Origin of the sequence: Arthrobacter sp. FW306-2-2C-D06B (assembly GCF_021789175.1) — a bacterium.
Lineage (GTDB): Bacteria > Actinomycetota > Actinomycetes > Actinomycetales > Micrococcaceae > Arthrobacter.
Window position 1 is genome coordinate 4,180,403 of record NZ_CP084560.1, and the last position, 24,410, is coordinate 4,204,812.

The 24,410-nt window shown below is 64.4% G+C and carries 25 protein-coding genes and 1 tRNA gene; 16 read left to right on the top strand and 10 right to left on the bottom strand.

Features of this window, described 5'->3' with window-relative positions:
* The first annotated feature begins 14 nt into the window (after window positions 1–14).
* Complete coding sequence (locus LFT47_RS19485) at window positions 15–275, top strand: DUF4235 domain-containing protein (RefSeq protein WP_059389844.1); 261 nt, start codon at window positions 15–17, stop codon at window positions 273–275.
* Here the strand turns inward: LFT47_RS19485 and mnhG are convergent.
* The 6 genes from mnhG to LFT47_RS19515 are packed head-to-tail and all read right to left on the bottom strand — an operon-like array spanning window position 272 to window position 6,670.
* Window positions 272–742: a monovalent cation/H(+) antiporter subunit G gene (mnhG, locus tag LFT47_RS19490; RefSeq protein WP_236813313.1), complete on the bottom strand. Its 471-nt coding sequence runs from the start codon at window positions 740–742 to the stop codon at window positions 272–274. The two genes, LFT47_RS19485 and mnhG, sit on opposite strands and share 4 nt — an antisense overlap.
* Complete coding sequence (locus LFT47_RS19495) at window positions 732–1,010, bottom strand: monovalent cation/H+ antiporter complex subunit F (RefSeq protein WP_078107371.1); 279 nt, start codon at window positions 1,008–1,010, stop codon at window positions 732–734. Before LFT47_RS19495 ends, mnhG begins: the two co-directional genes overlap by 11 nt.
* On the bottom strand, window positions 1,007–1,573 hold the full coding sequence (locus LFT47_RS19500; protein ID WP_236813315.1) for a Na+/H+ antiporter subunit E: 567 nt from the start codon (window positions 1,571–1,573) through the stop codon (window positions 1,007–1,009). Before LFT47_RS19500 ends, LFT47_RS19495 begins: the two co-directional genes overlap by 4 nt.
* Window positions 1,570–3,144, bottom strand: a complete 1,575-nt coding sequence (locus LFT47_RS19505) for a Na+/H+ antiporter subunit D (RefSeq protein ID WP_236813316.1) — start codon at window positions 3,142–3,144, stop codon at window positions 1,570–1,572. Before LFT47_RS19505 ends, LFT47_RS19500 begins: the two co-directional genes overlap by 4 nt.
* A complete protein-coding gene (locus tag LFT47_RS19510) occupies window positions 3,141–3,596 on the bottom strand; it encodes a Na(+)/H(+) antiporter subunit C (protein WP_236813318.1) in 456 nt (151 codons plus the stop codon). The genes LFT47_RS19505 and LFT47_RS19510 overlap by 4 nt, the downstream gene beginning before the upstream one ends.
* Window positions 3,593–6,670 (bottom strand): Na+/H+ antiporter subunit A, encoded by a 3,078-nt coding sequence (locus tag LFT47_RS19515; RefSeq protein WP_236813320.1) that lies wholly within the window; start codon window positions 6,668–6,670, stop codon window positions 3,593–3,595. Before LFT47_RS19515 ends, LFT47_RS19510 begins: the two co-directional genes overlap by 4 nt.
* An 86-nt stretch (window positions 6,671–6,756) precedes the next feature.
* Here LFT47_RS19515 and LFT47_RS19520 point away from each other — a divergent pair, with 86 nt between their 5' ends.
* From LFT47_RS19520 to LFT47_RS19550, 7 genes are all read left to right on the top strand, one after another.
* On the top strand, window positions 6,757–8,160 hold the full coding sequence (locus LFT47_RS19520) for an MFS transporter (protein ID WP_236813323.1): 1,404 nt from the start codon (window positions 6,757–6,759) through the stop codon (window positions 8,158–8,160).
* A 58-nt stretch (window positions 8,161–8,218) separates the two neighbouring features.
* A complete protein-coding gene (locus tag LFT47_RS19525) occupies window positions 8,219–9,370 on the top strand; it encodes an ROK family transcriptional regulator (protein WP_236813325.1) in 1,152 nt (383 codons plus the stop codon).
* 64 nt (window positions 9,371–9,434) lie between these two features.
* A complete protein-coding gene (locus tag LFT47_RS19530; RefSeq protein ID WP_236813327.1) occupies window positions 9,435–10,958 on the top strand; it encodes a glycoside hydrolase family 3 protein in 1,524 nt (507 codons plus the stop codon).
* Between the two features lie 47 nt (window positions 10,959–11,005).
* The gene (locus LFT47_RS19535; RefSeq protein ID WP_236813329.1) at window positions 11,006–11,791 is read left to right on the top strand and encodes a glucosamine-6-phosphate deaminase; all 786 of its coding nucleotides are present in this window, start codon (window positions 11,006–11,008) and stop codon (window positions 11,789–11,791) included.
* A 77-nt stretch (window positions 11,792–11,868) separates the two neighbouring features.
* On the top strand, window positions 11,869–12,351 hold the full coding sequence (locus LFT47_RS19540; RefSeq protein ID WP_059389838.1) for a cation:proton antiporter regulatory subunit: 483 nt from the start codon (window positions 11,869–11,871) through the stop codon (window positions 12,349–12,351).
* A 5-nt stretch (window positions 12,352–12,356) separates the two neighbouring features.
* A complete protein-coding gene (locus LFT47_RS19545; RefSeq protein ID WP_236813331.1) occupies window positions 12,357–13,562 on the top strand; it encodes a cation:proton antiporter in 1,206 nt (401 codons plus the stop codon).
* 127 nt (window positions 13,563–13,689) lie between these two features.
* On the top strand, window positions 13,690–14,631 hold the full coding sequence (locus LFT47_RS19550; protein WP_236813332.1) for an endonuclease domain-containing protein: 942 nt from the start codon (window positions 13,690–13,692) through the stop codon (window positions 14,629–14,631).
* Between the two features lie 53 nt (window positions 14,632–14,684).
* Here the strand turns inward: LFT47_RS19550 and dcd are convergent, their stop codons facing one another.
* The gene (gene dcd, locus LFT47_RS19555; RefSeq protein ID WP_236813334.1) at window positions 14,685–15,260 is read right to left on the bottom strand and encodes a dCTP deaminase; all 576 of its coding nucleotides are present in this window, start codon (window positions 15,258–15,260) and stop codon (window positions 14,685–14,687) included.
* 133 nt (window positions 15,261–15,393) lie between these two features.
* Between dcd and LFT47_RS19560 the strand changes: the two genes are divergently transcribed.
* Window positions 15,394–17,178 (top strand): CAP domain-containing protein, encoded by a 1,785-nt coding sequence (locus tag LFT47_RS19560; RefSeq protein WP_236813336.1) that lies wholly within the window; start codon window positions 15,394–15,396, stop codon window positions 17,176–17,178.
* Window positions 17,179–17,181: 3 nt separating this feature from the next.
* Here the strand turns inward: LFT47_RS19560 and LFT47_RS19565 are convergent, their stop codons facing one another.
* Entirely contained in the window at window positions 17,182–17,628 is a 447-nt protein-coding gene (locus LFT47_RS19565; protein WP_236818717.1) for an SRPBCC family protein, read from the bottom strand.
* A gap of 237 nt (window positions 17,629–17,865) precedes the next feature.
* On the opposite strand from LFT47_RS19565, the gene LFT47_RS19570 reads away from it, so the two are divergent.
* The 3 genes from LFT47_RS19570 (at window position 17,866) to LFT47_RS19575 (ending at window position 19,311) form a co-directional block, all read left to right on the top strand.
* Window positions 17,866–17,939: transfer RNA gene (locus tag LFT47_RS19570), tRNA-Gly, on the top strand.
* Window positions 17,940–18,025: 86 nt separating this feature from the next.
* Complete coding sequence (locus LFT47_RS21410; RefSeq protein ID WP_264637052.1) at window positions 18,026–18,160, top strand: hypothetical protein; 135 nt, start codon at window positions 18,026–18,028, stop codon at window positions 18,158–18,160.
* A 17-nt stretch (window positions 18,161–18,177) separates the two neighbouring features.
* Window positions 18,178–19,311: a N(5)-(carboxyethyl)ornithine synthase gene (locus tag LFT47_RS19575; protein WP_236813338.1), complete on the top strand. Its 1,134-nt coding sequence runs from the start codon at window positions 18,178–18,180 to the stop codon at window positions 19,309–19,311.
* A gap of 76 nt (window positions 19,312–19,387) precedes the next feature.
* On the opposite strand, the gene LFT47_RS19580 is transcribed toward LFT47_RS19575, so the two are convergent.
* Window positions 19,388–20,785: an MFS transporter gene (locus LFT47_RS19580; RefSeq protein WP_236813339.1), complete on the bottom strand. Its 1,398-nt coding sequence runs from the start codon at window positions 20,783–20,785 to the stop codon at window positions 19,388–19,390.
* A gap of 150 nt (window positions 20,786–20,935) precedes the next feature.
* Between LFT47_RS19580 and LFT47_RS19585 the strand changes: the two genes are divergently transcribed.
* Complete coding sequence (locus LFT47_RS19585; protein ID WP_236813341.1) at window positions 20,936–21,790, top strand: LysR substrate-binding domain-containing protein; 855 nt, start codon at window positions 20,936–20,938, stop codon at window positions 21,788–21,790.
* Here the strand turns inward: LFT47_RS19585 and LFT47_RS19590 are convergent.
* Window positions 21,774–22,367, bottom strand: coding sequence for a TetR/AcrR family transcriptional regulator (locus tag LFT47_RS19590; RefSeq protein WP_236813343.1), 594 nt, complete (start codon window positions 22,365–22,367; stop codon window positions 21,774–21,776). The two genes, LFT47_RS19585 and LFT47_RS19590, sit on opposite strands and share 17 nt — an antisense overlap.
* 99 nt (window positions 22,368–22,466) lie before the next feature.
* Here LFT47_RS19590 and LFT47_RS19595 point away from each other — a divergent pair, with 99 nt between their 5' ends.
* From LFT47_RS19595 to LFT47_RS19605, 3 genes are all read left to right on the top strand, one after another.
* Window positions 22,467–22,820 carry a hypothetical protein gene (locus LFT47_RS19595; RefSeq protein WP_236813345.1) on the top strand — a complete coding sequence of 118 codons (354 nt, stop codon included), beginning with the start codon at window positions 22,467–22,469 and terminating at the stop codon, window positions 22,818–22,820.
* Between the two features lie 55 nt (window positions 22,821–22,875).
* On the top strand, window positions 22,876–23,304 hold the full coding sequence (gene panD, locus LFT47_RS19600) for an aspartate 1-decarboxylase (protein WP_236813347.1): 429 nt from the start codon (window positions 22,876–22,878) through the stop codon (window positions 23,302–23,304).
* A gap of 150 nt (window positions 23,305–23,454) precedes the next feature.
* Window positions 23,455–24,381 (top strand): AEC family transporter, encoded by a 927-nt coding sequence (locus LFT47_RS19605; protein ID WP_236813349.1) that lies wholly within the window; start codon window positions 23,455–23,457, stop codon window positions 24,379–24,381.
* The last annotated feature ends 29 nt before the right edge of the window (window positions 24,382–24,410 follow it).

Below are 24,410 nucleotides of genomic sequence, written 5' to 3' on the forward strand. Positions count from 1 at the left end.
CAAGGAGTCCCGGAATGAACCTCCTCATCAAGCTGCTCGGCACTGGCGTCAGCATCGGCGCAGGCTTTGTCGGCACCAAACTCGTCAATGCGTTGTGGGAAAAGTCCACCGGCAAGAAGCCTCCCAAGGGTCACGATGACATGGAGGCAAGCCTGCGCTCGGCACTGACCTTCGCGCTGATTTCGGCGACCGTCAGCGCAGTCATCCAGGTTTTCGCAAGCCGCAGTACCCAGCGCGCCATCTCGCGTTTCTCGAAGACGCAGGACATCGTCTAGGCTGACCGCCCGCCATCCCGGCCGTTCGCGGCTGAGCTCCCGCCGTTCCCGGTGTTGGGCATTGCCGGTTCCGTTTCCTGAGCTTTCTCAGCTGCCCGTTGACCGGCAGCCCGCAGCACCACGGCCTCGAGTTCGTCTATGGTCAGCAACTCGCGGTGGAGGTGCTTGGTCCGGTAGCCTGCGCGGCCCACCATGTGTGCGGATACGGGCACGGTCAGCAGCTGGAAGATCCAGGCCACCGCCAGGATCGGCCACACCCACCATTCGCGCATCTGCAGCCCGATGGCCGCCAAGACAAGGAACAGCCCCAACACTTGCGGCTTGGTGGCCGCGTGCATGCGGCTCATAAGGTCCGGGAACCGCAACAGGCCGATTGCCGCGCCCAATGACATCAGCGCGCCAACAATCAGCAGCACTGCGGTGACCGCATCGATCACTGCGTCAACTCCGGTGGCATTAGGAGTCATTGACCTGTCCCCTTCGGTCGGCCACGAAGCGGGCCACCGTCACCGAGCCAACGAACCCGATCAGCGTCAGGGCGACGAGCAGCACGAGGTTGTTGAGGTGCCTGTTGACGGCCATGTCGATGGCCAGCGCGGCGCCCAGTATGGCGAGCAGCACGTCCGAGGCGAGCACCCGGTCCAGCAGGGACGGCCCGACGGCGATCCGGTAGATGGCGCCTGCCGCCGCGAGGCTAAGAATCACCGCCGTGACGATCAGCACGATGTCTTTCATGAGCCAACTCCCCTCGTTGCAGGCCAGCCTTCGGCCTGGAGTGCGTCCATTTCCGCCCGGGTACCCATGATCCGGATCAGCGAGGCCTCCGTGTCCTGGACTTCCTTGCGCAGCTTGGCGGTGTCCACATCGTTGCGGACATTGAGCCCGTGGATATAGAGCGTGGACGTTGAGCGATCCACCTCCACCACCAAGGAACCCGGAATCAGCGAAATCACGTGGCCTGTGGCGGTCACCATGAGGTCGGAATGGCTACGAAGGGGAACCGCGACCACGGCATTGGTGACCGAAGGCCCCCGGAATACCGCCAAGTACATGACTTGGAAGCTCGCGGCCACCACTTTGGCAAGGAACAACCCGGCAAAAGGAATGGCTCGCAGCACGTTGAATCGTCCGCTGAGTTCCACGGGAGGCAAATAGAAGACCCTGGCTACCACCACGGCGATCAGCGCTCCGAACACCAAGTTGCCCGGGCTGAAGTCCCGCCAAAGCGCACCCCAGACGACCACGAGCCAGACCAGCAGGGGCAACTCGGTCCGGAACGAAATCCGCTTGCGGCTCACTTGGCACCTCCCTGCACCGGCGCAGCGATCTCCGGAACCTTCGCATTCCCGCCGAGCACGGAATGGATGTACGCCGTACGGTCCAACATCTGTTCCGCGGAGTTTCCGGCCAATTGGAACAGTGGACCGGCGAAGACGGTCAGCGCCACGCCAAAGACCACCAGCGCGGCAGTCGGCCCCACCATGGTCCGCGGAAGCAGGCCGACTGCTGCCGTGTCCTTGAGGGCGGCGGCCGGGTATTCCGCGTCCTCGGGCTTCCGCCAGAATGCGCGGTTCCAGACCCGGGCAATTGCCAGCAAGGTCAAGAGGCTCGTGACCACGCCGCCCACCACCAAGGTAATGGCCAAGGGTGTCCCGAGGGCGATGCCTGCCTGCAGGAGCCCGAGCTTCCCCAGGAACCCGGAGAAGGGCGGGATTCCTGCGAGGTTCATCGCCGGAATGAAGAACAAGAGCGCGAGGAGCGGAGACAGTTTGGCGAGCCCACCCAGCCTGTCCATGGACGAGCTGCCACCTCGGCGCTCAATCAAGCCGGTCACCAGGAACAGGCTCGTTTGGACCGTGATGTGGTGGGCCACATAGAAGACCGCGGCAGCAAGCCCCGCAACGGAAGACATGGCCAGCCCAAATACCATGTAGCCGATGTGGCTGACCAAGGTGAAGGAGAGTAATCGTTTGATGTCGCTCTGCGCTATGGCCCCGAGAATGCCCACCAGCATGGTGAGGAGCGCTACCACCATCAACGGGGCATTCAAGGTGTCGCCCGGGAAGAGAAGGGTCTCCGTGCGGACCATCGCGTAGACGCCCACTTTGGTGAGCAGGCCCGCGAACACGGCAGTGACCGGTGCCGGCGCGGTCGGGTACGAGTCAGGCAGCCAGAACGACAGCGGGAACACGGCAGCCTTGATGCCGAAGGCCACGAGCAGCATGACGTGGAGCAGGTTCCTGGTGCCAGGATCCAATTCGGCCAGCTTGATGGCAAGATCCGCCATGGTGATGGTCCCGGTGGCTCCGTAGATCATGGCAATGGCGATCAGGAACAACACCGAAGACACCACGGAAACCACCACGTACGTGACCCCGGCGCGGATGCGCGGACCGGTGCCGCCCAGCGTCATGAGCACGTAGCTCGCGGTCAGCAGGATCTCGAAGCCCACGTACAGGTTGAAGAGGTCACCCGTGAGGAAGGCGTTCGAGACTCCGGCTACCAGGATCAGGTAAGTCGGGTGGAAGATCGACACCGGCGCCTCGCGGTCGCCGTCGGCCATGCCCTGGCCGGTGGCGTAGATGAGCACCGCGAGGCTGATGACGGAAGAAACCACCAACATGAGCGAGGAGAACTGGTCGACCACCATCACCACGCCAAAAGGCGGCTGCCAGCCACCCAGGGTGACGGATGCTGTGCCCGTGGTCCATACCGAGGCAAGGAGCCAGCATTCCAGGAGCAAGGTCAGGGACAATAAACCGATGCTGACCGCGCGTTGGGCCAGAGGGTTCCTGTTCAGGGCGAACGTCAGTGCGGCACCGAGGATGGGAAGTACGACGGCGAGCGGCGCCAGGCTGGCGATGTTCACTGGGGGCCCCCTTCCTTGGCTGCTTCGGTTACTGCCGTCACCGGGAATTCGGACGTTTCTTCAGGAACCACGGAGTCGTCTTCGGCGTCAAAGCTAGGTGTCTTCGCCACACGCCGGTCTTCGGCGTCGTCCTGGATGTCGTCTTGACGTGCCAACGCCCAGGTCCGGTAGATGATGCCGAGCATGAATGCCGTCACCGCGAAGGAAATCACAATCGACGTCAGGATCAAGGCTTGTGGCAAAGGATCGTTGTAGTCGCGCGGATCCGTCGATTTGTTGAACAGCGGGGCCAGCCCGGCATATCCGCCCGTGGCGAGGATCAACAGGTTGGTTGCGTTGGCCAGGAGCATAAGCCCCAGGAGAACGCGCGTCAGGCTGCGTTCCAGGATCAAATAAATTCCGCAGGCATAGAGCACTCCCATGACGATCAACAAGGTCAAGTTGACGCTCATGGGGTCCCCTTCCCTGGCGCAATAGTTGCTGTGGTTACCGCGGCGGCGGCTTCGGATCGGGCTTCCCCGGAATCCCCCGAGTCGCCGCCGGCAGTCTCTTCGAAGTGTTCGTCGATCTCGGCTCCCAAGCTGCGCAGCACGTCCAAGGCCAGCCCTACGACCACGAGGTACACGCCGATGTCGAAGACCGTCGAGGTCACGAACTTGATGTCACCGAACAGCGGCAGCCAGAACCCGATGATGGCACTTTGGAACACTTGGCCGCCCAGCAGCAACGGGACGAAGCCCGCCGCGGCCGCCGTCGCAAGACCGGTTCCCAGCAGCATGCCGGCGCTGATCGGTGCGGCTTCCCGCAACTCGAACCGTCCGCCGGCCAAGTAGCGGATGGTCAGGGCGAGCCCGGCAGTGAGTCCGCCGGCGAAGCCGCCTCCCGGAAGATTGTGTCCCGCAAGCAAGAGGTACACGGAGAAGACGATCATCGAGTGGAAAATCAGCCGCGTGACCACTTCGAAGATGATGGAACGCCGTTCCGGTGCCAGGGTTCGGCCGGCCACGAGCCAGGGGTCCGTCAGGGAGCCCGCGAACTTGCGGACGAGTGCCAGCGATGCGTCGTCGCGCGAACTGCCCCCGGCGGCGGCGCGCCTTCCCACAATGCCCTCGGGAATCGTGGCGGCCTTGTTGAGGCGCTCACCCCTGCTGCGGACAAAGATCAAGCTCGCGACGCCGGTAGCGGCAACTGCCAGCACCGAGATCTCCCCGAAAGTGTCCCACGCCCGGATGTCCACCAGCGTCACGTTGACCACGTTGAGTCCGCCGCCGCCTTCGTAGGCCAGCCGGGGGAACGAGAGCGACACAGGCTCGGCAATGCGGGCGCCCATCGCGTAGATCGCCACGAAGATCATGGTGACCGCGAACGCCACGCCGATAATGACGCGGACCACCCGGTATTTGCCGCCGGTGCGGTCCCGGAGCTCCGGAGGGAGGCTGCGCATCGCCAGCACGAAGGCCACCAGGATGATGGTCTCCACGAGCATTTGCGTCAAGGCGAGGTCCGGGGCTCCCTGCAACGCGAACATGAGCGCGATGCCGTAGCCCGTGACAGACACCATCAGCACTGCGAGGAAGCGCTTATTGGCACGGACTGCGGCTAGCGCGCCAACAACGATTCCTGCCGCGGCGATGAGCTGGAGCGGAGAATTCGGGTCGATCAAAAAGAGACCGCCTGGGAGCGGCTTGTTAGCGACGATAAGTGCCGTGAGCGGAACGGCGAACGCCACGGTGAGAATAACCGCCAGGTAAAAGTAGAGGGAACCGCGCTGCGTGCGCCCGGTGACCCAGACGGCGACGTCATCCAAGGCCCCGATGGTGCGCTGGTAGGCGCGATCGCCGTCCACCCAATCCGGGATATGAGTCTGCGCCCTCGCCACGAGGTTACGGGCATAGAACATCACGACGCCGGCCGCGAACGTCACGGCGGTCAGCCCCAAGGCGGGAGTCAGTCCGTGCCATAGCGCAAGGTGGCTGGCACTGGCTGCGGTTGGTCCGACTGCGTTTGTTCCGGCAGCGGGCTCTACAAAGAGCGCCGCATACGGTTGGATCCACCCGTCAACCGGATCCGGCCACAGGCCGTACACGATGGTGAGGAAGCTCAGGATCGCGGGCGCCGCGAGGAACGATGGCTGGATGGCTTTGAACGGAGTCCGTTCCACGCCCGGCTTGGTGGCGAACGCACCCCACATGAAGCGGGCGCTGTAGGCGAACGTGAGGATGGACCCCAGGACCAAGCCGACGAGGAGGAGCAGTCCCCACGGTTGCGAAGCAGGGGCCGTGCCGTAGTGGACGAAGGCTTCGAACACGGATTCCTTGGCCACGAAGCCTGCCATCGGAGGTATTCCGGCCATGGACGCAGCGGCGATGGCCGCCACAATGGCGAGCGCCCTGGAGGACTTGTACACGCCCGAGAGTTTGCGGATATCGCGCGTGCCGGATTGGTGGTCGATGATGCCCACCACCAGGAACAGGGAAGCCTTGAAGAGCCCGTGGGCCAGCAGAAGCGCGAGTCCGGCCAGCGCGGCGTCGGGCCGGCCGAGGCCCACCACCATGGTGAGGAATCCGAGCTGGCTGACGGTTCCGTAGGCGAGGATGAGCTTGATGTCGGTCTGCCGGAGCGCCCGGTAGCCGCCCACCAGCATCGTCGCCAGGCCGAGCCCGAGCACCAGCGGCAACCAGTACGGGCTCTCGCTGAACCCCGGCGCCATGCGGGCGACGATGTATATGCCGGCCTTCACCATGGCCGCGGCGTGCAGGTAGGCGCTCACCGGGGTGGGTGCGGCCATGGCGCCCGGGAGCCAGAAGTGGAAGGGGACCAGCGCCGATTTGGTAATCGCACCTACCAAGATGAGTACGACGGCGGCAGCAACCGCACCTTGTGCGGGTCCCGTCACGAGGGCGGCCGCTTGAGTCATGATCGCCGAAATCCGGTATGTTCCGGCGGCCTGGCCCAGAATGATGAGGCCCACGAGCATGGCCAGGCCGCCGGCGGTGGTGACCATGAGGGCCTGCAAAGCCGAGCGCCGCGCGGACAGTCGGGTGCGCGCATAGCCGATCAGCAGATAGGACAGGACGGTGGTGAGTTCCCAGAAGATGAACATCATCAGGAGGTCGTCCGCCGTCACCAGGCCGAACATCGCCCCGGCGAAGGCGAGGAGTTGGGCCCCGAACCCTCCGAGGTCGGCATCCTTGTTCTTGAAGTACCGGGCGCAATAGACCAGGACCAACGCGCCGACCCCCAGGACCAGCAAGGACATCACCCACGCCAGGACGTCCATGCGGAACGCGAATTCAAGCTTGAGGTTTGGAATCCATGGGAGGGTTTCTTCGATGAAACCGCCGGTAGGGTCCCCGGGACCCGGAAGGCTCTGGCCGGGATAGATCCGGTCGTACTGTAGGAGCAGCCAGATAAAGGCAGCGGCGGGAACCGCTGCGATGACGTAGAAGGCATTCCGCTGAAGTTTCCGGAAGATCCAGGGCGCCACAGTTGCCGCTGCAAAGGTCACGGCAAGGACTGTGATCACTGGAATCTCCGCAAAGTCAGGAATAAGTTGTCAAAAGTTGGAGCAGGCGGTCAAGCGTTGGGTTCGGTGCAGGTAGTTTATCAACCATGAACATGGCAACTGCGCCTGAGGCCCCGCACCCGGCATCCGAGCTTGCTTCAGGCCCTGCCCTGTCGAACAAGGGCCAGATCCTTGCGTGGGCATCCTGGGACTGGGGTTCCGCGGCATTCAATGCCGTGATGACCACCTTCGTGTTCACCGTCTACCTGACGTCGAAGGCGTTTGGCGGCGAAGATTCCGCGTCGGCGACGTTGGGTGCCGCGCTGGCGATTGCCGGCGTCGCGATTGCGATCCTCGCGCCGGTCACCGGACAGCGTTCAGACTCCGGCGGCCGGCGGAAGCTGTGGCTCGGAGTCAACACCGCGCTCGTGGCCGTCCTGACGGGCTCTTGCTTCTTTGTTTTCCCCAAGCCCGAATTCCTGCTTCTGGGTGTCTCGTTGATCGCGCTTGGCAATGTGTTTTTCGAGTTCGCGGGTGTCAATTACAACGCCATGCTGGCCCAGATTTCCACCCCGGCCAACATCGGCAAAGTGAGCGGCTTCGGCTGGGGGATGGGGTACCTGGGCGGGATTATCGCGCTGCTCGTGGTGCTGCAGCTATTCGTCCAACCGTCCTTCGAGTGGTTCGGGGCCTCCACCCAGGACAGCCTGAATATCAGGCTCGTGGCTGTCTTCTCCGCGCTCTGGTTCTTCATCTTCGCGCTGCCGGTCCTTTTCGCGGTTCCGGAACTCTCCGTCAAGAAACCGGAATCCCGTCTCGGGTTCCTTGCCTCCTACGGTTTGCTGGTCCGCAGGATCAAGGCCATCTATCAAACCAGCCCGCACACCATCTACTTCCTGCTCGCGAGCGCCATCTTCCGCGACGGCCTGGCGGCGGTCTTCACCTTCGGCGGGGTCATTGCTGCCGGGACCTTCGGCTTCGAGCTCAAACAAGTCATCTTCTTCGCGATTTTCGGCAACGTGGTGGCCGCCGTCGGCGCCATGATCGGTGGATTCCTGGACGACAGGATCGGACCCAAGGCCGTCATCGTCATCTCCCTTCTAGGACTCCTGGTAGCCGGCACCGCGATCCTGGTTCTCGGCAACGGCGACTACGTGTTCTTCGGAGCCCATTGGGCAGGCAGCACCACGTTCTGGGTGTTCGGGCTATTCCTCTGCCTCTTCGTGGGACCAGCACAGGCTTCCTCCCGCGCCTACCTCGCGAGGCTGGCGCCGGACGGCGAATCCGGCGAGCTGTTCGGACTCTACGCCACTACCGGCCGGGCCGTGAGCTTCCTGGCGCCTGCGCTCTTCACACTGTGCATCACCCTTGCGACCCCTCTTGTGGCCCCGGGCGCAGCCCAACGCTGGGGAATCCTGGGCATCATGGTGGTGCTCCTGGCCGGCCTGCTGGTGATCCTGCCCGTCAAGTCACCCAACAAGACGGAAATCGCGACCGTTCCGCTGAGCTGAGACTGTGCTTTGCGGAAAACCCTTGATCTTTGATTGTTAGTAGAGTTTACTAACTCACATGGAAGCCCTTCGTGACCGCCAGCGCACTGATCGGACCGGGGCAGCAACCCTGCCTTCCGACGGGCGAGCCCACAACCTCTCCTTGGTGCGCCAGACGCTCCACTCGGCAGGGGCGATGAGCCGTGCGGAACTCTCCCGGACCCTGGGCCTGACCCGCGTCACGGTATCAGACCTCGTCTCGGACCTCCTGGAACGAGGCCATGTGGTGGAGCTGGGCCACTCGGATGAAGTCCGCCCTGGCAAGCCGGCCATCCTGGTGGACATCAATCGCCAAGGCCTTCAAGTGATCGGCATGGACTTGGCCGAAAATTCCGTGCTGCGTGCCGCTGTCCTGGACCTTGACGGCAACATCCTCGAACGGGTCGAGCGTTCCCTCTCCGAGGGGAGCGGAGAGGACGTCGTCAACCAGGTCCTCGAACTCGCTTCCGAGGCCGTCGGACGGGCCACCGCCACGCTCCTCGGGATCGGAGTCGGAACCCCCGGCATCGTCAACGCGGACGGCGTGGTCACCACGGCCCCCAACTTCGGATGGAAGGACGTCGCCCTCCGCGGCCTCCTCCAGGAGCGCACCGGCCTGCCAACCCTCGTCTCCAACGACGCCGACGCCGCAGTCCATGCGGACCATACGTTCGGCGGCGGCAGTGACGACGAAGTCCTCGTGAAAATCGGCCGCGGTGTCGGTTCGGGGCTCATCGTCGGCGGCAGGCGCGCCCGGGGCGCCCACTCCGCGGCGGGCGAAATCGGCCACGTTACGGTCGGCACCGACGGCGGAACCATGTGCAAATGCGGTAAAACAGGCTGCCTCGAAACCTGGATGTCCGTCCCAAGCCTCGAACTGGCCCTGGCCGAAGCAGCGGCGAGCTCCGAACCGGACGCCGCGGCCGACGTCGTACTCCGGGAGGCAGGCGAGCGGCTCGCCATCGCCCTCGCGCCCGTGGTTGGCGCCCTCGATTTGGGCGAAGTAGTCCTCAGCGGACCCCGGGAGCTTTTGGAAGGCCCCCTTCTCAACGCCGTCCAGCAGACCCTGCTTGAGCGGCTATTGCACCAGGACCCTTCACCGGTGTCCGTCCGTCTCGCGGCAGACGCACAGGACATTGTCCTGCGCGGAGCCGCCGTGATGGTCCTGTGGAACCAGCTTGGCGTGGCCTAAGTGCCCCGCCCCCGCCGTTTCCAACCCTGACTAACCAGCCAAGCATTCTTCGAAGGAACCGGACATGGAAACAATTCAGTCCCCCGCTACCCAGTCCTTTGCCACCGGGGCCGCCCGCACCCACCTCCGCCGCCTCGCGGCAGGCACCCTCATGCCCGGATTCACCGGCATCGCCGTCCCCGTCTGGATCCTTGAAGCGTACGACGCCGGGCTGGCGGCAGTGTGCCTCTACGGCACCAACGTGGCGTCCCCCGTCCAGCTGCGCGAGCTTTGCGCCGGGCTCCGCGCGCATTCCCCGAACACGCTTATCGCCGTCGATGAAGAGGGCGGCGACGTCACGAGGCTGCACTACCTCACAGGTTCACCGCAGCCCGGAAACGCGGTGCTCGGGCGTTTGGACGACGTCGGCCTGACCGCTGCCAGCGCCAGCGCCATCGGCCACGAACTCGCAGGCCTGGGCATCAACCTCAACCTGGCCCCGGATGCCGATGTCAATTCCGCTCCGGCCAATCCCGTGATCGGCGTCCGCAGCTTCGGGGCCGAACCGGATTTGGTGGCCCGGCATACCGCCGCTTGGATCCGTGGACTCGAAGACGCCGGCGTGGCATCGTGTGCCAAGCACTTCCCGGGCCACGGCGACACAACCACGGACTCCCATCTGGCCCTCCCGCGGGTCACGGCCGACGCCGCCACGCTGGATGCACGCGAACTTGTCCCTTTCCGCGCACTCGTCGCGGCCCGTGGAGCCACAGTCATGACCAGCCACATCCTGGTCGAAGCCCTCGACCCGGACCACCCCGCCACCTTCTCCTCGCGCATCTTGCAGGACCTCCTGCGTCGGGACATGGGATTCGAGGGCGTCATCATCACGGATGCCCTGGACATGGCTGGCGCGTCGGCCCAGACCGGCATTCCGGAAGCAGCCGTCCGTGCACTGATCGCCGGGGCGGACCTGCTGTGCCTTGGCTCCGAAACAGGACCGGCACTCTTCGAGCAGACGCTCACCGCGATTGCAGACGCGGTTGAAGAGGGGCGTTTGCCCGTGGAGCGTCTCGCGGACGCGGTCGCCCGCACGGCAGCATTGTCCTCGGGTTTCCCCGCCGCGGGTGCCGCGGAAATCCAGGAGGCCTCCATCAGGGGCCAGCTCGGCCTACCGGGCCAGCCGGAGCCTGCCGGCGTGCCTGCCGACCGCAGGGCGCTCGCCGGCGAGCGTATCGCCGAGGCCTTCGAGGTGTCCGAAGCCGCCCAACGATGGCTTGCACGGGAGGAACCCGTGGCGATCGTGCAGGTTGAAACCGGGTCGAACTTCGCCGTCGGCCGCGTGCCCTGGGGCCCCGCTGCCACGGCTTCGGCGGTGGTCCGCGAAGGCGAGGTGCCCGACGGCGCGCGGGTCGCCGTCGTCGGGCGCGGCCTGGATGCCGAACACCCGCTGTGGACCGTATTCGCCCGCTTGAGGGCGGAGGGGCACGCGGTGATCGCTGTCGAGTGCGGCTGGCCGCGCGGCGGAGCGGACATCGTCACGTATGGTGCGTCCCTCACCGTGTCCCAGGCCCTGACTGCACTGCTGAACGGCAGCACCAAAGCCTGACCTTGGCTAGCTAGCGCCCGCACCCCACCTATCGACAGAAAGTTGCCATGGAAGTCATTGTCACGCCCACTCCGGAAGCGGCCGCTTCGGCCGCCGCCCAAGCCGTCCTCTCAGGACTCCCTTCAGGCAGGGGACCCGTGCTGGGCCTGGCTACCGGTTCGTCTCCCCTGGGACTGTACGCGGAGCTCGCAGCTGCTGCGGCTGCGGGACGAGCCGATTTCTCGGCCGCCACGGGATTCGCCTTGGACGAATATGTGGGCCTTCCGACTGGACATGTCCAGTCCTACCGCGAGGTCCTGATCCGCGAGGTCTACGATGTGATCGGGCTTCCCTTGGCCGGGCTGAGTGTCCCTGACGGTACCGGCACCACCCAGGCCGAGCTCGAAGCGGGAGCGGCTGCCTACGACGCCGCAATAGCTGCCGCCGGCGGTGTCGACGTGCAGATCCTCGGCATCGGCGCCAATGGCCATGTGGGATTCAATGAGCCCGGATCCTCTTTGTCCTCCCGGACACGGCTGAAGAGGCTGACGGCCCGCACGAGGCGGGACAACGCCCGGTTCTTCGACCACGACGGCGATGTCCCTACCCACTGCATCACCCAGGGATTGGGGACTGTGTTGGATGCGCGCCGGCTGGTGCTCATCGCCACGGGCGCCGCGAAGGCCCCCGCGATCGCTGCCGCCGTCGAGGGACCGCTGACGGCGTCGTGCCCGGGTTCGATCCTGCAGTGGCATGCCGACGCTGTCGTGGTTCTGGACGAGGCGGCAGCCTCCGGATTGGAGAACCGCGAATACTACGACGACGCCGCGCGCGGCCTGGCTCTGACCCCCTAGAAAGGCGCGCACCGCTTTGTGCGGCGGCTGTGAGTGGCATCATTCCGCCGTCCCCTCAAGAGGGCTAGGGTGGACTTATGAACGTGGATGAGACAGAACTTCCAGGCCTCGGGGTCCGCAAGGATTTCATCACGGCCTCGGGACGCCGGATCGGTGTTGTCGAGATGCGGGAGGGTGAGACCGAGCTTTTCGTCTCCACGTGGGACGATCCCGATACCTGCCAGGCATCCATCCCGTTGACCGCAGACGAGGCCGCCGCCCTGGGCAATCTCCTGGGCGGGCAGCACATCGCCATGCGTTTGGCCGAAGCCCACAAGGAAATTCCCGGCATTGTCACGCGGCAGTTCTCCATCACCGCGGATTCCCCTTTCAACAACCAGCCCATGGGCAAAGCCCAGATCCGCACCCGCAGTGGCGTCTCGATCGTGGCGATCATGCGCGAAGGCGAAGTGGTTCCCTCACCGGCCCCCGACGTCGTCCTTCACACGGGTGATTTGCTGGTGGCTGTCGGTACGCAGGAAGGTCTTGACTCTGCGGCTGCCATTCTGCGCAACGGCTGACGTCCATGGACCCCCTGGCCCTGACCCTCATTGAGCTGGGCGCAGTCGTTTTCTGTCTCGGCCTCTTGGCGCGCTTGGCCGGCAGGATCGGCATGTCACCCATTCCGCTCTATTTGGTGGGGGGACTGGCGTTCGGGGCGGGTGGACTGATCAAGCTCGATGGCATGCACGAGTTCGCCCATCTTTCCGGCGAAATCGGCGTCATCCTGCTCCTGTTGATGCTCGGCTTGGAATATACGGCCGCGGAACTCGTCACCGGGCTGCGCCGCTCCTGGCAAGCCGGCGTTTTGGACCTCGTGTTGAACTTCCTGCCAGGTGCCGGGATCGCCGTGTGGCTCGGCTGGGGACTCGTGGGCGCGATCGTGATGGGCGGGGTGACCTATATTTCCTCCTCCGGCATCGCCGCCAAGGTGATCACCGACCTCGGCCGGATCGGTAACCGTGAAACGCCGGTGGTGCTGGCCATCCTGGTGTTCGAAGACCTCACCATGGCCATCTACCTTCCTATCCTGACGGCGATCCTCGCGGGCGTGGGCTTCCTGGGCGGTCTCCAGACGGTAGGTATTGCGTTGGCCGTCGTCACCCTCGTGCTGGTAGTGGCCCTTAAACACGGCCATCGGGTATCCCAGGCCGTGCACAGCGAAAACTCCGAAGTCTTCCTGCTCAATCTCCTCGGGGCCGCACTTCTCGTGGCCGGCATCGCGTCCGCCCTCCAAGTCTCCGCGGCTGTGGGCGCGTTCATGCTGGGCATTGCCATTTCGGGGGCCACGGCCCACAACGCGACGCGGATCCTTGAACCGCTGCGGGATCTCTTCGCGGCTATCTTCTTCGTGGCCTTCGGCCTCAACACGGACCCGTCCAGCATCCCGCCAGTCCTGGGCTGGGCGCTGCTCCTGGCTCTCGCGACAGCCGTGACCAAGGTGCTGACCGGATTTTGGGCCGCGAAGCGGGCAGGGATCGCCGTTCCCGGGCGTTTCCGCGCCGGAGCCGCTTTGATTGCCCGCGGCGAATTCTCCATTGTCATTGCGGGCCTCGCCGTGGCCTCGGGAGTCGTCCCGCGCGAACTTGCCGCCCTCGCCACCGCGTATGTGCTGCTCATGGCCATCATCGGACCTCTCGCAGCCCGCTTCGTGGAACCGACAGTCAAGGCCTTCCGCAAGTCCCCGCGCAAAGCGAAGGCATCGGAGCCTATTGCGTCCTTCGAGGCGTGAGATCCCGGCCTTTTCGAGCCTCCAAAGAGGCGAGATCTCACCTCTCGATCTGTAAGCGGGCCCGCACTACTCCTCCCCACTGTGGATAACCGGCTACGGGCGCCTACGTTGTGCCAAGAATTGGTGCATGCGCAGTCCCGGGCCTCTTCCTGAAACCCTCAGGGGCCGCTCGTTCACGCTCTCCGAGCAACGCGCTGCCGGGGTTTCGGACAACCGGGCATGGAATAAGGATCTTCGCGTGGCCAGCCGCGGAGTCGGTGTTCCGTGGGGCGCCGCCCAGGAACTTGCCCACACCGCACGCCTGCTGACCGGCATCTCACCGGGAACAGTCTGTTGCGGCCCGACGGCGGCAATCCTGTGGCGTTGTCCCCTCCCTTTTGACCTCGAACGCCAGCCGTTGGTGCATTTGCTGCGGTGGGACGGCGGGAACCGGCCAGTTCGCAAGGGGGTCGCCGGGCGCAGGGTAGCTTTGGGGGCCGCCGACCGTCAGGCACTTGACGGAGTCCCCGTGACGAGTCCTGCCCGGACGTGGCTCGATTTGGCGGCATTGCTGCCCCTCGACGATCTCGTGGCCGCTGCCGACCACTTCATCTGCACTCAGTCCCGCAGTTTCGGCCACAACCGGGCCGCGCTTTGTTCCCTTGAGGATTTGCGTTCGCAGGTGGAGGGAAACCCGGGCATCCGTGGACGCAGGAACGCCCTGCTGGCGCTGGAACTCGCGAGGGTTGGGGCCGACTCCGTACCGGAAACCAAGCTCCGTCTTGCCATCGGCCGGCGGGGATTGCCGGAACCTGTATTGCGCTTTGTCGTCCGGGATTCAGCCGGCTGGGAGCTGGCATGGCCGGACTTGGCCTTCCCCCGGTACAAAGTTGCCGTCAATTACGACGGCAGCCACCACCTGACTGCCACGCAGAAGGAATCGGACATTCGCCGTGACGAATCCATCGCCGCGATCGGCTGGACCTCAGTGACCATTACGGCACGGCACGTGAAGGCGTGGGGGTTCGACGGCGTCGTGCACCGCGTGCGCGATGCCCTTGCCCGCGCCGGTTGGGCCAGCGAGACGTGAGATCTCGGCCTTTCGTACCTTCAAAGAGGTGAGATCTCACCTCTCGACAGGGGCTAAACAGCCGTCCGGTGGAAATTCAGGTGGCTGCGGCTCGCGGTGGGGCCGCGCTGGCCCTGGTAACGGTTGCCGTAGCCGCCGGAACCATAGGGATGCTCAGCGGCCGACGAGAGCCGGAAGAAGCACAGCTGGCCGATCTTCATGCCGGGCCACAACTTGATGGGCAGCGTCGCAACGTTGGAGAGTTCAAGCGTCACATGGCCCGAGAACCCGGGATCAATGAAGCCGGCCGTGGAGTGCGTCAACAAGCCGAGGCGCCCCAGCGAAGACTTTCCTTCGAGTCGTGCGGCGACGTCGTCCGGCAGGCTCACGGTTTCGTATGTTGAACCGAGCACAAACTCGCCCGGGTGCAGGATGAAAGGCTCATCACCCTCGACCTCAACCAGCCGAGTCAGCTCAGGCTGCTCCTCGGAGGGGTCGATGTGCGCGTATTTGTGGTTGTCGAACAGCCGGAAGAAGCGGTCGATCCTCACATCCACCGAGGACGGCTGAACCATCGCGGGGTCGTAGGGCTCCAAGACGATACGTCGGGAGTCGATTTCGGCACGTATGTCGCGGTCAGAGATCAGCACAGGATCAAAAGTACCGTATGCATCGCGAACCCCGTGGTGCCGGAGTGGCGCATGGGACTATAGTGCACCACATAGACTACCGTTACCGCTGTTGTGCTTGGGAACGGTGGCACGACGCGAATCTGGGGAAACATTGAGACGAATTGCGGTGCCCGTCGCCGTGCTGGTGGCATGCCTTCTCACGGTGATGGCCCCTGCCTCTGGCCCGCTCGCCGTTCCGGTTCCGCTCGCGGGAACTGCCGCCGCCGCGCCTTCCACCTCAAGCACCACCGCAGGCGCTGAAAGTACGACGACGGCGTCCGCACCGCCGTCGGGATCTAGCCTTCCGCAGGCCGCACCCGCGCCGGGGTCATCATCGGCCACCCCCGCACCACCAGGAGCTGCAGCCGCCCCTGCTACAGCCACGGCTGGCGCAGGCACCTCCTCAACCGTCCCAGCGGGGACCTCCCCTGCGCAGGGGAGCCCCGTCGTCGAGCCCGGCAAAGGCACCTCACCCCAGGCAGTGGCCGGCCCGCCCCCGCTGCCCTCCATCCCGCCGGCATCCGGCCCGGACCCGCTCCCCGGGACCGCGGCAGGGGGCGCCACCCTGCCGGCTCCAGCCCCGACGAAGTCCTCCCCCGCAGCTGTGCCGCTGGTCTCGACGCAAGCATTGGTCAACGACGATAATTCCGCCCAGGTGCTGGCCGTGTTCAACGCCATCAATGCCTACAGGACGTCGCTCGGCTTGAATCCGGTGAAGTACAACCCCACCGTGTCAACTCTTTCGCAGGACTGGTCCAACAACATCGCCAGCCGCCAAGTGATTGAACACCGCAGCAACTTCTGGACCGACCCCAGGGCCTTGAACCCCAACAACGGGGCAGGCGAGATCATCGCGGTCCGCTGGGATCGGAATGCCGCCCAGCTTGTCGAATGGTGGAAAAGCTCACCCGCCCACGATGCGCTCCTGCGGGATCCCCGTTTCAACGTGATCGGCGTTGGAATCACGTTCACCGACGGCAACTACCTGACCACGCCCAACAGCTACACGATGTGGGGCGTCGTCAATCTCTTCGGCTATACGACGCTCCCCGCCGGCACAGTCAACAGCCCGGGCGCCGGCACGGCCCCTCCCCAGCTTCCGCCCCCGACCGTCTGCGACCCCATCGCGAAGCACCAGCCGCCCACGCTGGACCTCAGCACCGCAGCCATCCGCAGCGCCGGTGACCTCGTCGCCGTCGACCCCTCCGGCAACTTGAGGGACTACCCGGCACTCGGCAACGGTACGTTCGGTCCCGCGCGGACGGTCGGTACCGGTTTCGCCGGGGCGAAGGAAGTGATGACCACCGATTGGGACCGCGACGGTGTGACCGACGTCTTGGTCCAAATGCTGGACGGCAGGCTCCTGCTCTACCCCGGAGCGGTGAGCGGAGGATTCAAGGCGCCGGTGACGTTGGGCGGATCGGGCTGGCAGTCGATGACCATGGCCGTGGGCATTTGGTGCGGCAACAACCGGCTTCCGCAAATCCTCGCCACTGATTCCAGCGGCGCGCTCTACCTGTACCGGAACCTGGGGCTCACCGCCCTGGTCGGACGGACCCAAGTGGGCTCGGGCGTCAGCGCGATCCGGCTGAGCATGGTGGACTACGACGCCGACGGCTTCCAGGACCTCCTGGCGGTTGAAGCAAACGGGAACCTGCGACTCTACCGCGGCTCCGGGCTCACCGCGCCGAGGGCAGAGGCACATCTGGTGGTCGGAACCGCCTGGACAGACTACTCCGGATTGCGCTCGCTCAAGGGCGTCACGGGCCTCAACACCACCGGAATCGCGGGCCTGCTGAGCGATGGAACGATCGAGTATTGGGACCTGACCGCCGGACGCCTCACGACCCCGAGCACTCCGATAACCGGTTTGGGCGGACTCAAGCTGGCGCAGTAACTCTCATGCCTCCGGGGTTTGCTCCTCGATGACCGACTTGAGCTGCTCCAGCTGGACCACTTCGTCTTCCATGGTCTTCTGGATCATGCTGTTCATGAGTTTCTGCAGACCCTTGGGGTGGTACTCCAGGGCGAAGCGCAGGCGGGTATTGGGCCCCTCGGTGCTGAGGTAGTAGCCGCCTGTAGGCCGCGCAGGACCGGCGACGACGGCGAAACGCACTTCGGCGCCTGGCCTGGCTTCAGTGATTTGGAAATCAGCCGCGATCGGCCGCCCGCCCGGGCCCGCCAAAGTCTGCTGATAAACGGCGCCCTTTTCGCCGGCGTGTCCCGAACGGAGCGAAATGCTGCGGATACCGCTGCGCCACAGCGGATTGTTGAGTCCGTCCACCAGGAATTGATAGACAGTCATGGCATCGCGACCAATGAGTACTTCATGCTCTGCAAATGCCACGGAATCCTCTTTCGGCGTACGGCTCTTGGACATAGCCGGGTTCCCCATGACACAGCAGCTAACTGCTACAGAATAGTCAGGCGCGGCGCAGCGCAACACACCCACGTCGAGCCTTAACCGAATCTTTACGAGCTCTGTAGGGAATTTGATGAGACCGTGATACCGGTGAGTCTGTGTCTAAATCAGGGCCCCAACTGCGCTAAGCTGGGATCTGCTCCGGCTGGTTTGCGGAGTATTGCGGGCGTAGCTCAATGGTAGAGCGCTAGCTTCCCAAGCTCGATACGCGGGTTCGATTCCCGTCGCCCGCTCCATTTTTGCCCGGATACAAGGCCTCCCATACCCTGGGTGTATCGTCAGGAGCTAGGAGCCATTTCGGCTCTGCTCTAAGGGAGCGATCATGGCTGACAAATCACCTCGCCAAGCTGCATCGAAAAAATCCGGCAAATCCATCAAAGAAAAGCGCGCGGACAAGCGGGCTTCAGAGTCCTCCGCAACCACGGTGGCCAAGCCGGCAACCGGCAACAAAAAGTGAGCGGCCATACAGGCGCCATGACACTCGGCATCCTGTCGTCCTCGCGGAAGCCGGACGAGCGCCGGCTGCCTGTCCATCCCCTGCACCTGGAGCGTATTGCTCCGGAACTCCGGCAAAATATCCGGCTCGAGCGCGGCTACGGCGAGCGCTTCGGCTTTTCGGACGGCCAACTTGAGCCGCTGGTCGCTGGCATGGCAAGCCGTGAAGAACTGATCGCGGATTCGGATGTCATTCTCCTGCCCAAGCCGCAGCCGGAAGACCTGGCCGATCTCCGCGACGGGCAGGTCCTCTGGGGTTGGCCGCACTGCGTCCAGGACAGGGCCATCACCCAACTGGCCATCGACAAGAAGTTGACCCTGATCGCGTTCGAGGCGATGAACCACTGGGCCAGCGACGGCGGCTTCGGGCTCCACGTTTTCCATAAGAACAACGAACTTGCGGGCTACTGTTCGGTCATCCACGCCCTTGCGCTGACGGGCTCGACGGGTGACTACGGGAGGCGGCTGAGCGCCGTCGTGATTGGCTTCGGAGCCACAGCGCGTGGCGCGGTGACCGCCCTCAACGCGCACGGCATCCACGATGTCCAGGTACTGACCAACCGCGGCGTTGCGGCGGTCGGCTCCCCCATCCACTCGGTTCGCATAGTGCAGTTCGACCACGACCAGAACGCCCCTTTCCTGAGCGAGGTCATTACCGATCGTGGCCGCCTGCCACTCGCTCCGTTCCTTGCCGCGAGCGACATCGTGGTCAACTGCACGCTGCAGGATCCCAACTCGCCGCTGACATACCTGCGGACCGAGGACCTGGATGCGTTCCAGCCGGGCAGTTTGATTGTTGACGTCTCCTGCGACGAAGGTATGGGCTTCAGTTGGGCGCGGACCACGACGTTCGCCGAGCCGATGTTCACGGTGGGCGACCACATCAACTACTACGCCGTGGACCACAGCCCGTCCTACTTGTGGAACTCGTCCAGCTGGGAGATCAGCGAAGCGCTCCTGCCGTTCCTCGGGACGGTCATTTCGGGCCCCGAGGCCTGGGAGGCCAGCGAAACGATCTCCCGGGCCATCGAGATCCGGGACGGTGTCATCCGCAACCCGGATGTGCTGCAGTTCCAAGGACGCTCAGCGGACTATCCGCACCTTGCGGCGTAATCGCCTCGCAGCCTCACTGCGGCTGAGCCCGGCGCCGTGTGGGTGCCCGGCTCAGCCGCGTTCGGCCGTTATTCCGCTACGCCGACTGCGGGACGATCCGCACCATCCGGCGTCGATCCCTGACGTTCACCTTGAGCCGCAACTCAGACTTCCGGGCGAGCACGACGGCGACTGTCGCCGCCGCGAGCGCCGGCACCCCACCGGACACCAAGAGAGCTGCCTGCGGGTTCAGGTGCTCGGCAAGCCAACCCATCATGGGTCCGCCGATGGCTTGGCCACCGATGAGCACCATGATGTAGAGGCTCATGACGCGACCGCGGATGCTCATGTTGGCGCTCACCTGGACCAGCTGGTTGGCGGCGGTCAGGAACATGAGGCACCAGAATCCGGAGAGAACCATGGCGGCGGAGAGCCACACCATGGACGGTGCCAACGCCGCCAGGCACAGCATCAACCCGTACATCCCGGCGCACAGCACCACCGAGCGCAGGCGCAATTGGCGGCGGCGGGCCGAAGTGATTGCTCCGGCCAGCGCGCCAAGGGCAACCATGGCGTTGAGCAAGCCGTAGCCGCCGGCACCCGCATGGTAGATGTGGTCCGCGAAGGCGGCGAGGAGCACAGGCAGGCTCATCGCGAAGACCGCGACAAAGCCGGCCATGAGCCACGGCCAGTAGATGGTGGGCTTGCTGAGGGCGTATCGCAGGCCTTCCTGCAACATTCCCTTGCGTTTTGGCACGGGCGTGCTGACATAAAGTTCGTTCTTGCGCAGCATGAGGAGCATGGTCACCGTGGAGCAGCAGGCCACCGCGTTCGCCGCGAAAGCCCAGCCCGCGCCGACCGCGGTCAGCAGCACGCCGGCCAGTGCGGGACCAATGAGGCCGCCCAACTGGAACGTGGTGGAGTTGACGCTGATGGCGTTGCGCAGGTATTTCGGGCCCACGAGTTCGTTGACGAAGACCTGCCGGGCGGGCTGGTCGAGAACCGTCACAAGGCCCAGGACAAACGCGATCACGTAGACGTGCCACACCTCGATGTGGTGGCTCAACGCCAACACGGCAAGGATGGCGGCCAGGGAGGCAGCCACGCTTTGGCACAGGATGAGGATGCGTCGCTTGGGGAAGCGGTCCGCCATCATGCCGCCCCACGGGCCCAGGAACAGCGACGGCATGAACTGCAATGCCACGGTTATTCCGACGGCGGTGACGGATCCGGAGAGCTGGAGTACCAACCAGTCCTGGGCAATCCTCTGCATCCAGAGAGCGATGACTGCTACGAAGTGGCCCATCGCGAAAATCCGGAAGTTTGGTACTTTGAGGGAAATGAAGGTGTGCCGCCAGGGCAACCGTTCGCTGACGACGGCGATTGGCTGGGTGACCGTATCCGGTTCGGCAGCATGTGAAAATCGGCTGCTTGCGGCGAGTGAATCGATGATGGGTTGGCTGACGTTTGCCGCTGAGGGCGGTGGGGGTGCCAAAAGTAGTCCTTGGATAGGCGTTTCGCTGGGATGCCTTTAACGCTAGGGTTGGCCGCGGTGATTATGGAAGTGAATTGGCCGTATAACTAGCATTGCGAAGTGCAATACACCGGCGTGAGCGGCGGTGTACGTAGCTATTCAAGGAGTCCCGTGTTCGAACCCGTGCAGCTGCGGTCCTTCCTGGCCGTGGCAGAGACTTTGAGTTTCACGAAGGCAGCCGAGCGCCTCGGCTTGGCACAGCCCACGGTCAGCCAGCACGTGAGAAAGCTGGAGACGGCGGCCAAACGGGCGCTTGTAGCCCGCGACACGCGGGATGTCCGGCTCACGGACAACGGCGACGCCATGGCCGGCTTTGCCCGCAATATCCTCTCCGCGCACGATTCCGCGGCGAGGTACTTTTCCGGCTCCGCGATGCGCGGTCGCCTCCGGTTCGGAACAGCGGACGATCTCGCCATCACAGGTTTGCCTCGGATCCTGCGCGAGTTCCGGCAGCTGTACCCCCAGATCAACCTGGAACTCACCGTCAGCCAGAGTGACCAGCTCTACAAACGCGTCAATGCGGGGCAGTTGGATCTCGTATTCGTGAAGTGGGTGGGCGAGGCGAAGGACGGCACGGTCGTCCGGCACGACAAGTTTGCCTGGGTGGGCGTCGAGCAGACCGTGCTGGACCCCGCCAGCCCTGTGCCGCTGATCTGCTATCCGGCTCCGAGCGTCAGCCGGAAACTTGCCATCGACGCGCTGGAGGCCATGGGCCGGACGTGGCGGGTCACCTGCTCGACCAAGCAGATCGCGGGCGTCTTGGCGGCGGTGCGCGCAGGCATAGGCGTCGCAGTCATGCCGTCGTCGCTGGTTCCCGAGGACCTCACGGTGATCACCAAACGCTTCGACCTCCCGCCCGTGGGTGACGTCGACTTCACCTTGATCCGCAACCCTTTGGCGAACGCCGAGGTAGTCGATGCGCTGACACAGGCGATCATCGGCAGAACCCTCAACAAGCAGGCGTAGCCAGCTCCCGTGCAGAAAGGAGGACGGTCTGGACGATCGTCTTCCGGCGCCGCTCCGCCCTGCTTGACCCCTTGCTGCCGGCCATGAGGCCATCCAGCTCGGGCAGTACCGGCCAGGCGTCACACAACGCAATGATGGTGAGCATCAGATCGGCCGCATCTTCCCTGGACGTCCCCGGCATGGCCCGAATGACGCCGTCAACCTTGTTTCTGCAGTTCGCGGCCCGGTCCGGACGGTTCACCACATATTCGCCCCGCTCCAAACCCTCCCAAAACAGCAGTCTCGGAAGGGTGGCATCTTGGTGGTGATGGTCGAACAGGCGTCCGGCGTAATCGGCCAAGGCTTCGGGACCAGCGCCCTCGATGCGGACTTCGTCCACCACCTTGCTGAGCTGGGATGCGATCACGGCGTCGAAGAGAAGATCTTTCTTGCCGAAGTACTGGTAGATGCGTTCCTTGTTGACTCCGGCCGCAGCGGCGATGCGGTCCACCCTGGCGCCGGCTAGTCCGAATTGGCAGAACTCGGCAGTCGCTGCCTCAAGGAGGAGTCGCTTGGTCCGCTCGGTATCCCATGCCATGTGTCCACCTTAACAGATTCCAACCAAGTAGTTGCAGTTTTCGATGGTGGGGTCTAGTCTGAACTCACGCCGAAAGCAACCAAATAGTTGGAGAATGTCATGAGCACCCAAATCCCCGTTTCCGCACCCGCGGACAGCGCCGCGGTTGCGCCGGTTCCCGCGCCCGCTCCGCACCTGCCTTCCGTGCACACGCCCTCCGTGCACACGCCTTCAATACACATGCCTTCCGTGCACATGCGTGCGGTCATCACGTGGCTGGCCATCTTCCCCCTCGTCGCGATCGGCATGACGATCCTCGCTCCGCTCACGGAGTCATGGCACCCGGCACTGCGCGCCCTCGTCCTGACGCTCGCCGTGGTTCCTACCGCCGTCTACCTGGTTGTCCCAAAACTGCTCGCCGGCTACGGTTCCCTGAAGAGGCGGCAGGCCCGGAAGGCCACCGCCAAGGCCTAGCCTGTGTCAGGCATCACCCGGCGATCGGGTGGCCACGCGCTAAACTTGTCACGTTATGAACCGCACAATGTTTAAGTCCAAGATCCACCGTGCCACGGTGACCCATGCCGACCTGCACTATGTAGGTTCAGTGACGGTCGACCTGGATCTGCTGGATGCTGCGGATATTCTCCCCGGCGAACTCGTCTCCATTGTTGACGTGACCAACGGCGCGCGCCTGGAAACTTACACCATTGCCGGCGAACGCGGCTCCGGCGTCATTGGCATCAACGGGGCCGCTGCGCACCTGGTGCACGTGGGCGACGTCGTCATTCTCATCACCTACGCGGAGATGACCACGGAAGAGGCCAGGGCCTACCAGCCGAAGGTTGTCCATGTGGACAGGGCCAACAAAATCGTCCAGCTCGGCAGTGATCCGGCCGAAGGCATCACTCCCGGCATTATGCGCCCGCCGCACGCACTCAACAACGCAGACCTGAACTAGCTTCCCCTCTTCCGCTGCCCCAGGGCACCGCTCCTTCGCGGTCCACATGGCGGAACATGCCGCCGTCGGGCCTTACAGCCGAATAAAGCTGATTTAGGCTGGGACTGTGAACCCACGCCGCTCCGCGCCCGTCCCCCTCCGGATGCCGTAGTGCTGGGCGTACTTTCCGGGTTCTTCGTGGTGTGGGCCATCATTCTGGTGGGCATGTTCGTCGGCAAGCGCGGGATCCTGGGAGACAACGCACGTTCGGTCCTCAGCGGCCTGACTTTCTTCGTCGCGAGCCCTGCGCTTCTCTTTGAAACCCTGGGCAAGGCCCATCTCCGCGACATCTTCGCCGCTCCGCTCCTGGTCACGGCGGTCGGCGCCGTCGTCACTGGCAGCTTGTTCTTCGTCATCGTGAAGTTCTGGCTCAAACGCTCCCTGCCCGAATCGCTCATGTCCTCCATGAGCGCTTCCTTGGCCAACTCTGCGAACCTCGGCATCCCCATCGCCGTGTTCGTCCTCGGCGACGCAAGCTATGTGGCTCCACTGTTGATCTTCCAGCTCGCATTCTTCACTCCCATGTACTTGATGGCGCTCGACGCGAGCACCAGCGCCCACCGCACCACTCCCCTGCGCTTCGTCCTGATGATCGTGCGGAATCCGATGATCGTGGGATCGGCCCTCGGCTTGGTGGTGGCTGGAACGGGCTGGCAAGTGCCCTCGCTCATCATGGACCCGATCCACTTGATCGGGGGTGCCGCCATTCCGGCGATGCTGATGGCCTTCGGGATGAGCCTGAATGGCTCCCGGCCCCTGCAAAAGGACACAGGCCGCCGGACGGACGCGCTCCTGGCCAGCGGCTTCAAGTTGTTTGTCCACCCCACGATGGCGTACTTGTTCGCCCGCTTCGCCCTGGGCCTGGAGGCGCATGCCTTGTTCGCCGTGGTGGTCACGGCGGCCCTGCCCACTGCGCAGAATGTGTTCGTGGCCGCGAGCCGCTACAACACGGGAATCACCGTGGCCAAGGATACGGTCCTGATCACCACGGTGGTGGCCGTCCCGGCAATGATCGCCGTGGCCCTACTGCTCACCTAGCCCAACTGACTCGCATTTGTTGTCGTTTT

Excerpts from the sequence above, each read along its gene's own strand:
- LFT47_RS19485 (WP_059389844.1), top strand. The coding sequence starts at position 15 with ATGAACCTCCTCATCAAGCTGCTCGGCACTGGCGTCAGCATCGGCGCA.
- mnhG (WP_236813313.1), bottom strand. The coding sequence starts at position 742 with ATGACTCCTAATGCCACCGGAGTTGACGCAGTGATCGATGCGGTCACC.
- LFT47_RS19495 (WP_078107371.1), bottom strand. The coding sequence starts at position 1,010 with ATGAAAGACATCGTGCTGATCGTCACGGCGGTGATTCTTAGCCTCGCG.
- LFT47_RS19510 (WP_236813318.1), bottom strand. The coding sequence starts at position 3,596 with ATGAGCGTCAACTTGACCTTGTTGATCGTCATGGGAGTGCTCTATGCC.
- LFT47_RS19520 (WP_236813323.1), top strand. The coding sequence starts at position 6,757 with ATGAACATGGCAACTGCGCCTGAGGCCCCGCACCCGGCATCCGAGCTT.
- LFT47_RS19525 (WP_236813325.1), top strand. The coding sequence starts at position 8,219 with ATGGAAGCCCTTCGTGACCGCCAGCGCACTGATCGGACCGGGGCAGCA.
- LFT47_RS19530 (WP_236813327.1), top strand. The coding sequence starts at position 9,435 with ATGGAAACAATTCAGTCCCCCGCTACCCAGTCCTTTGCCACCGGGGCC.
- LFT47_RS19535 (WP_236813329.1), top strand. The coding sequence starts at position 11,006 with ATGGAAGTCATTGTCACGCCCACTCCGGAAGCGGCCGCTTCGGCCGCC.
- LFT47_RS19540 (WP_059389838.1), top strand. The coding sequence starts at position 11,869 with ATGAACGTGGATGAGACAGAACTTCCAGGCCTCGGGGTCCGCAAGGAT.
- LFT47_RS19545 (WP_236813331.1), top strand. The coding sequence starts at position 12,357 with ATGGACCCCCTGGCCCTGACCCTCATTGAGCTGGGCGCAGTCGTTTTC.
- LFT47_RS19550 (WP_236813332.1), top strand. The coding sequence starts at position 13,690 with ATGCGCAGTCCCGGGCCTCTTCCTGAAACCCTCAGGGGCCGCTCGTTC.
- LFT47_RS21410 (WP_264637052.1), top strand. The coding sequence starts at position 18,026 with ATGGCTGACAAATCACCTCGCCAAGCTGCATCGAAAAAATCCGGCAAA.
- LFT47_RS19575 (WP_236813338.1), top strand. The coding sequence starts at position 18,178 with ATGACACTCGGCATCCTGTCGTCCTCGCGGAAGCCGGACGAGCGCCGG.
- LFT47_RS19590 (WP_236813343.1), bottom strand. The coding sequence starts at position 22,367 with ATGGCATGGGATACCGAGCGGACCAAGCGACTCCTCCTTGAGGCAGCG.
- LFT47_RS19595 (WP_236813345.1), top strand. The coding sequence starts at position 22,467 with ATGAGCACCCAAATCCCCGTTTCCGCACCCGCGGACAGCGCCGCGGTT.
- panD (WP_236813347.1), top strand. The coding sequence starts at position 22,876 with ATGAACCGCACAATGTTTAAGTCCAAGATCCACCGTGCCACGGTGACC.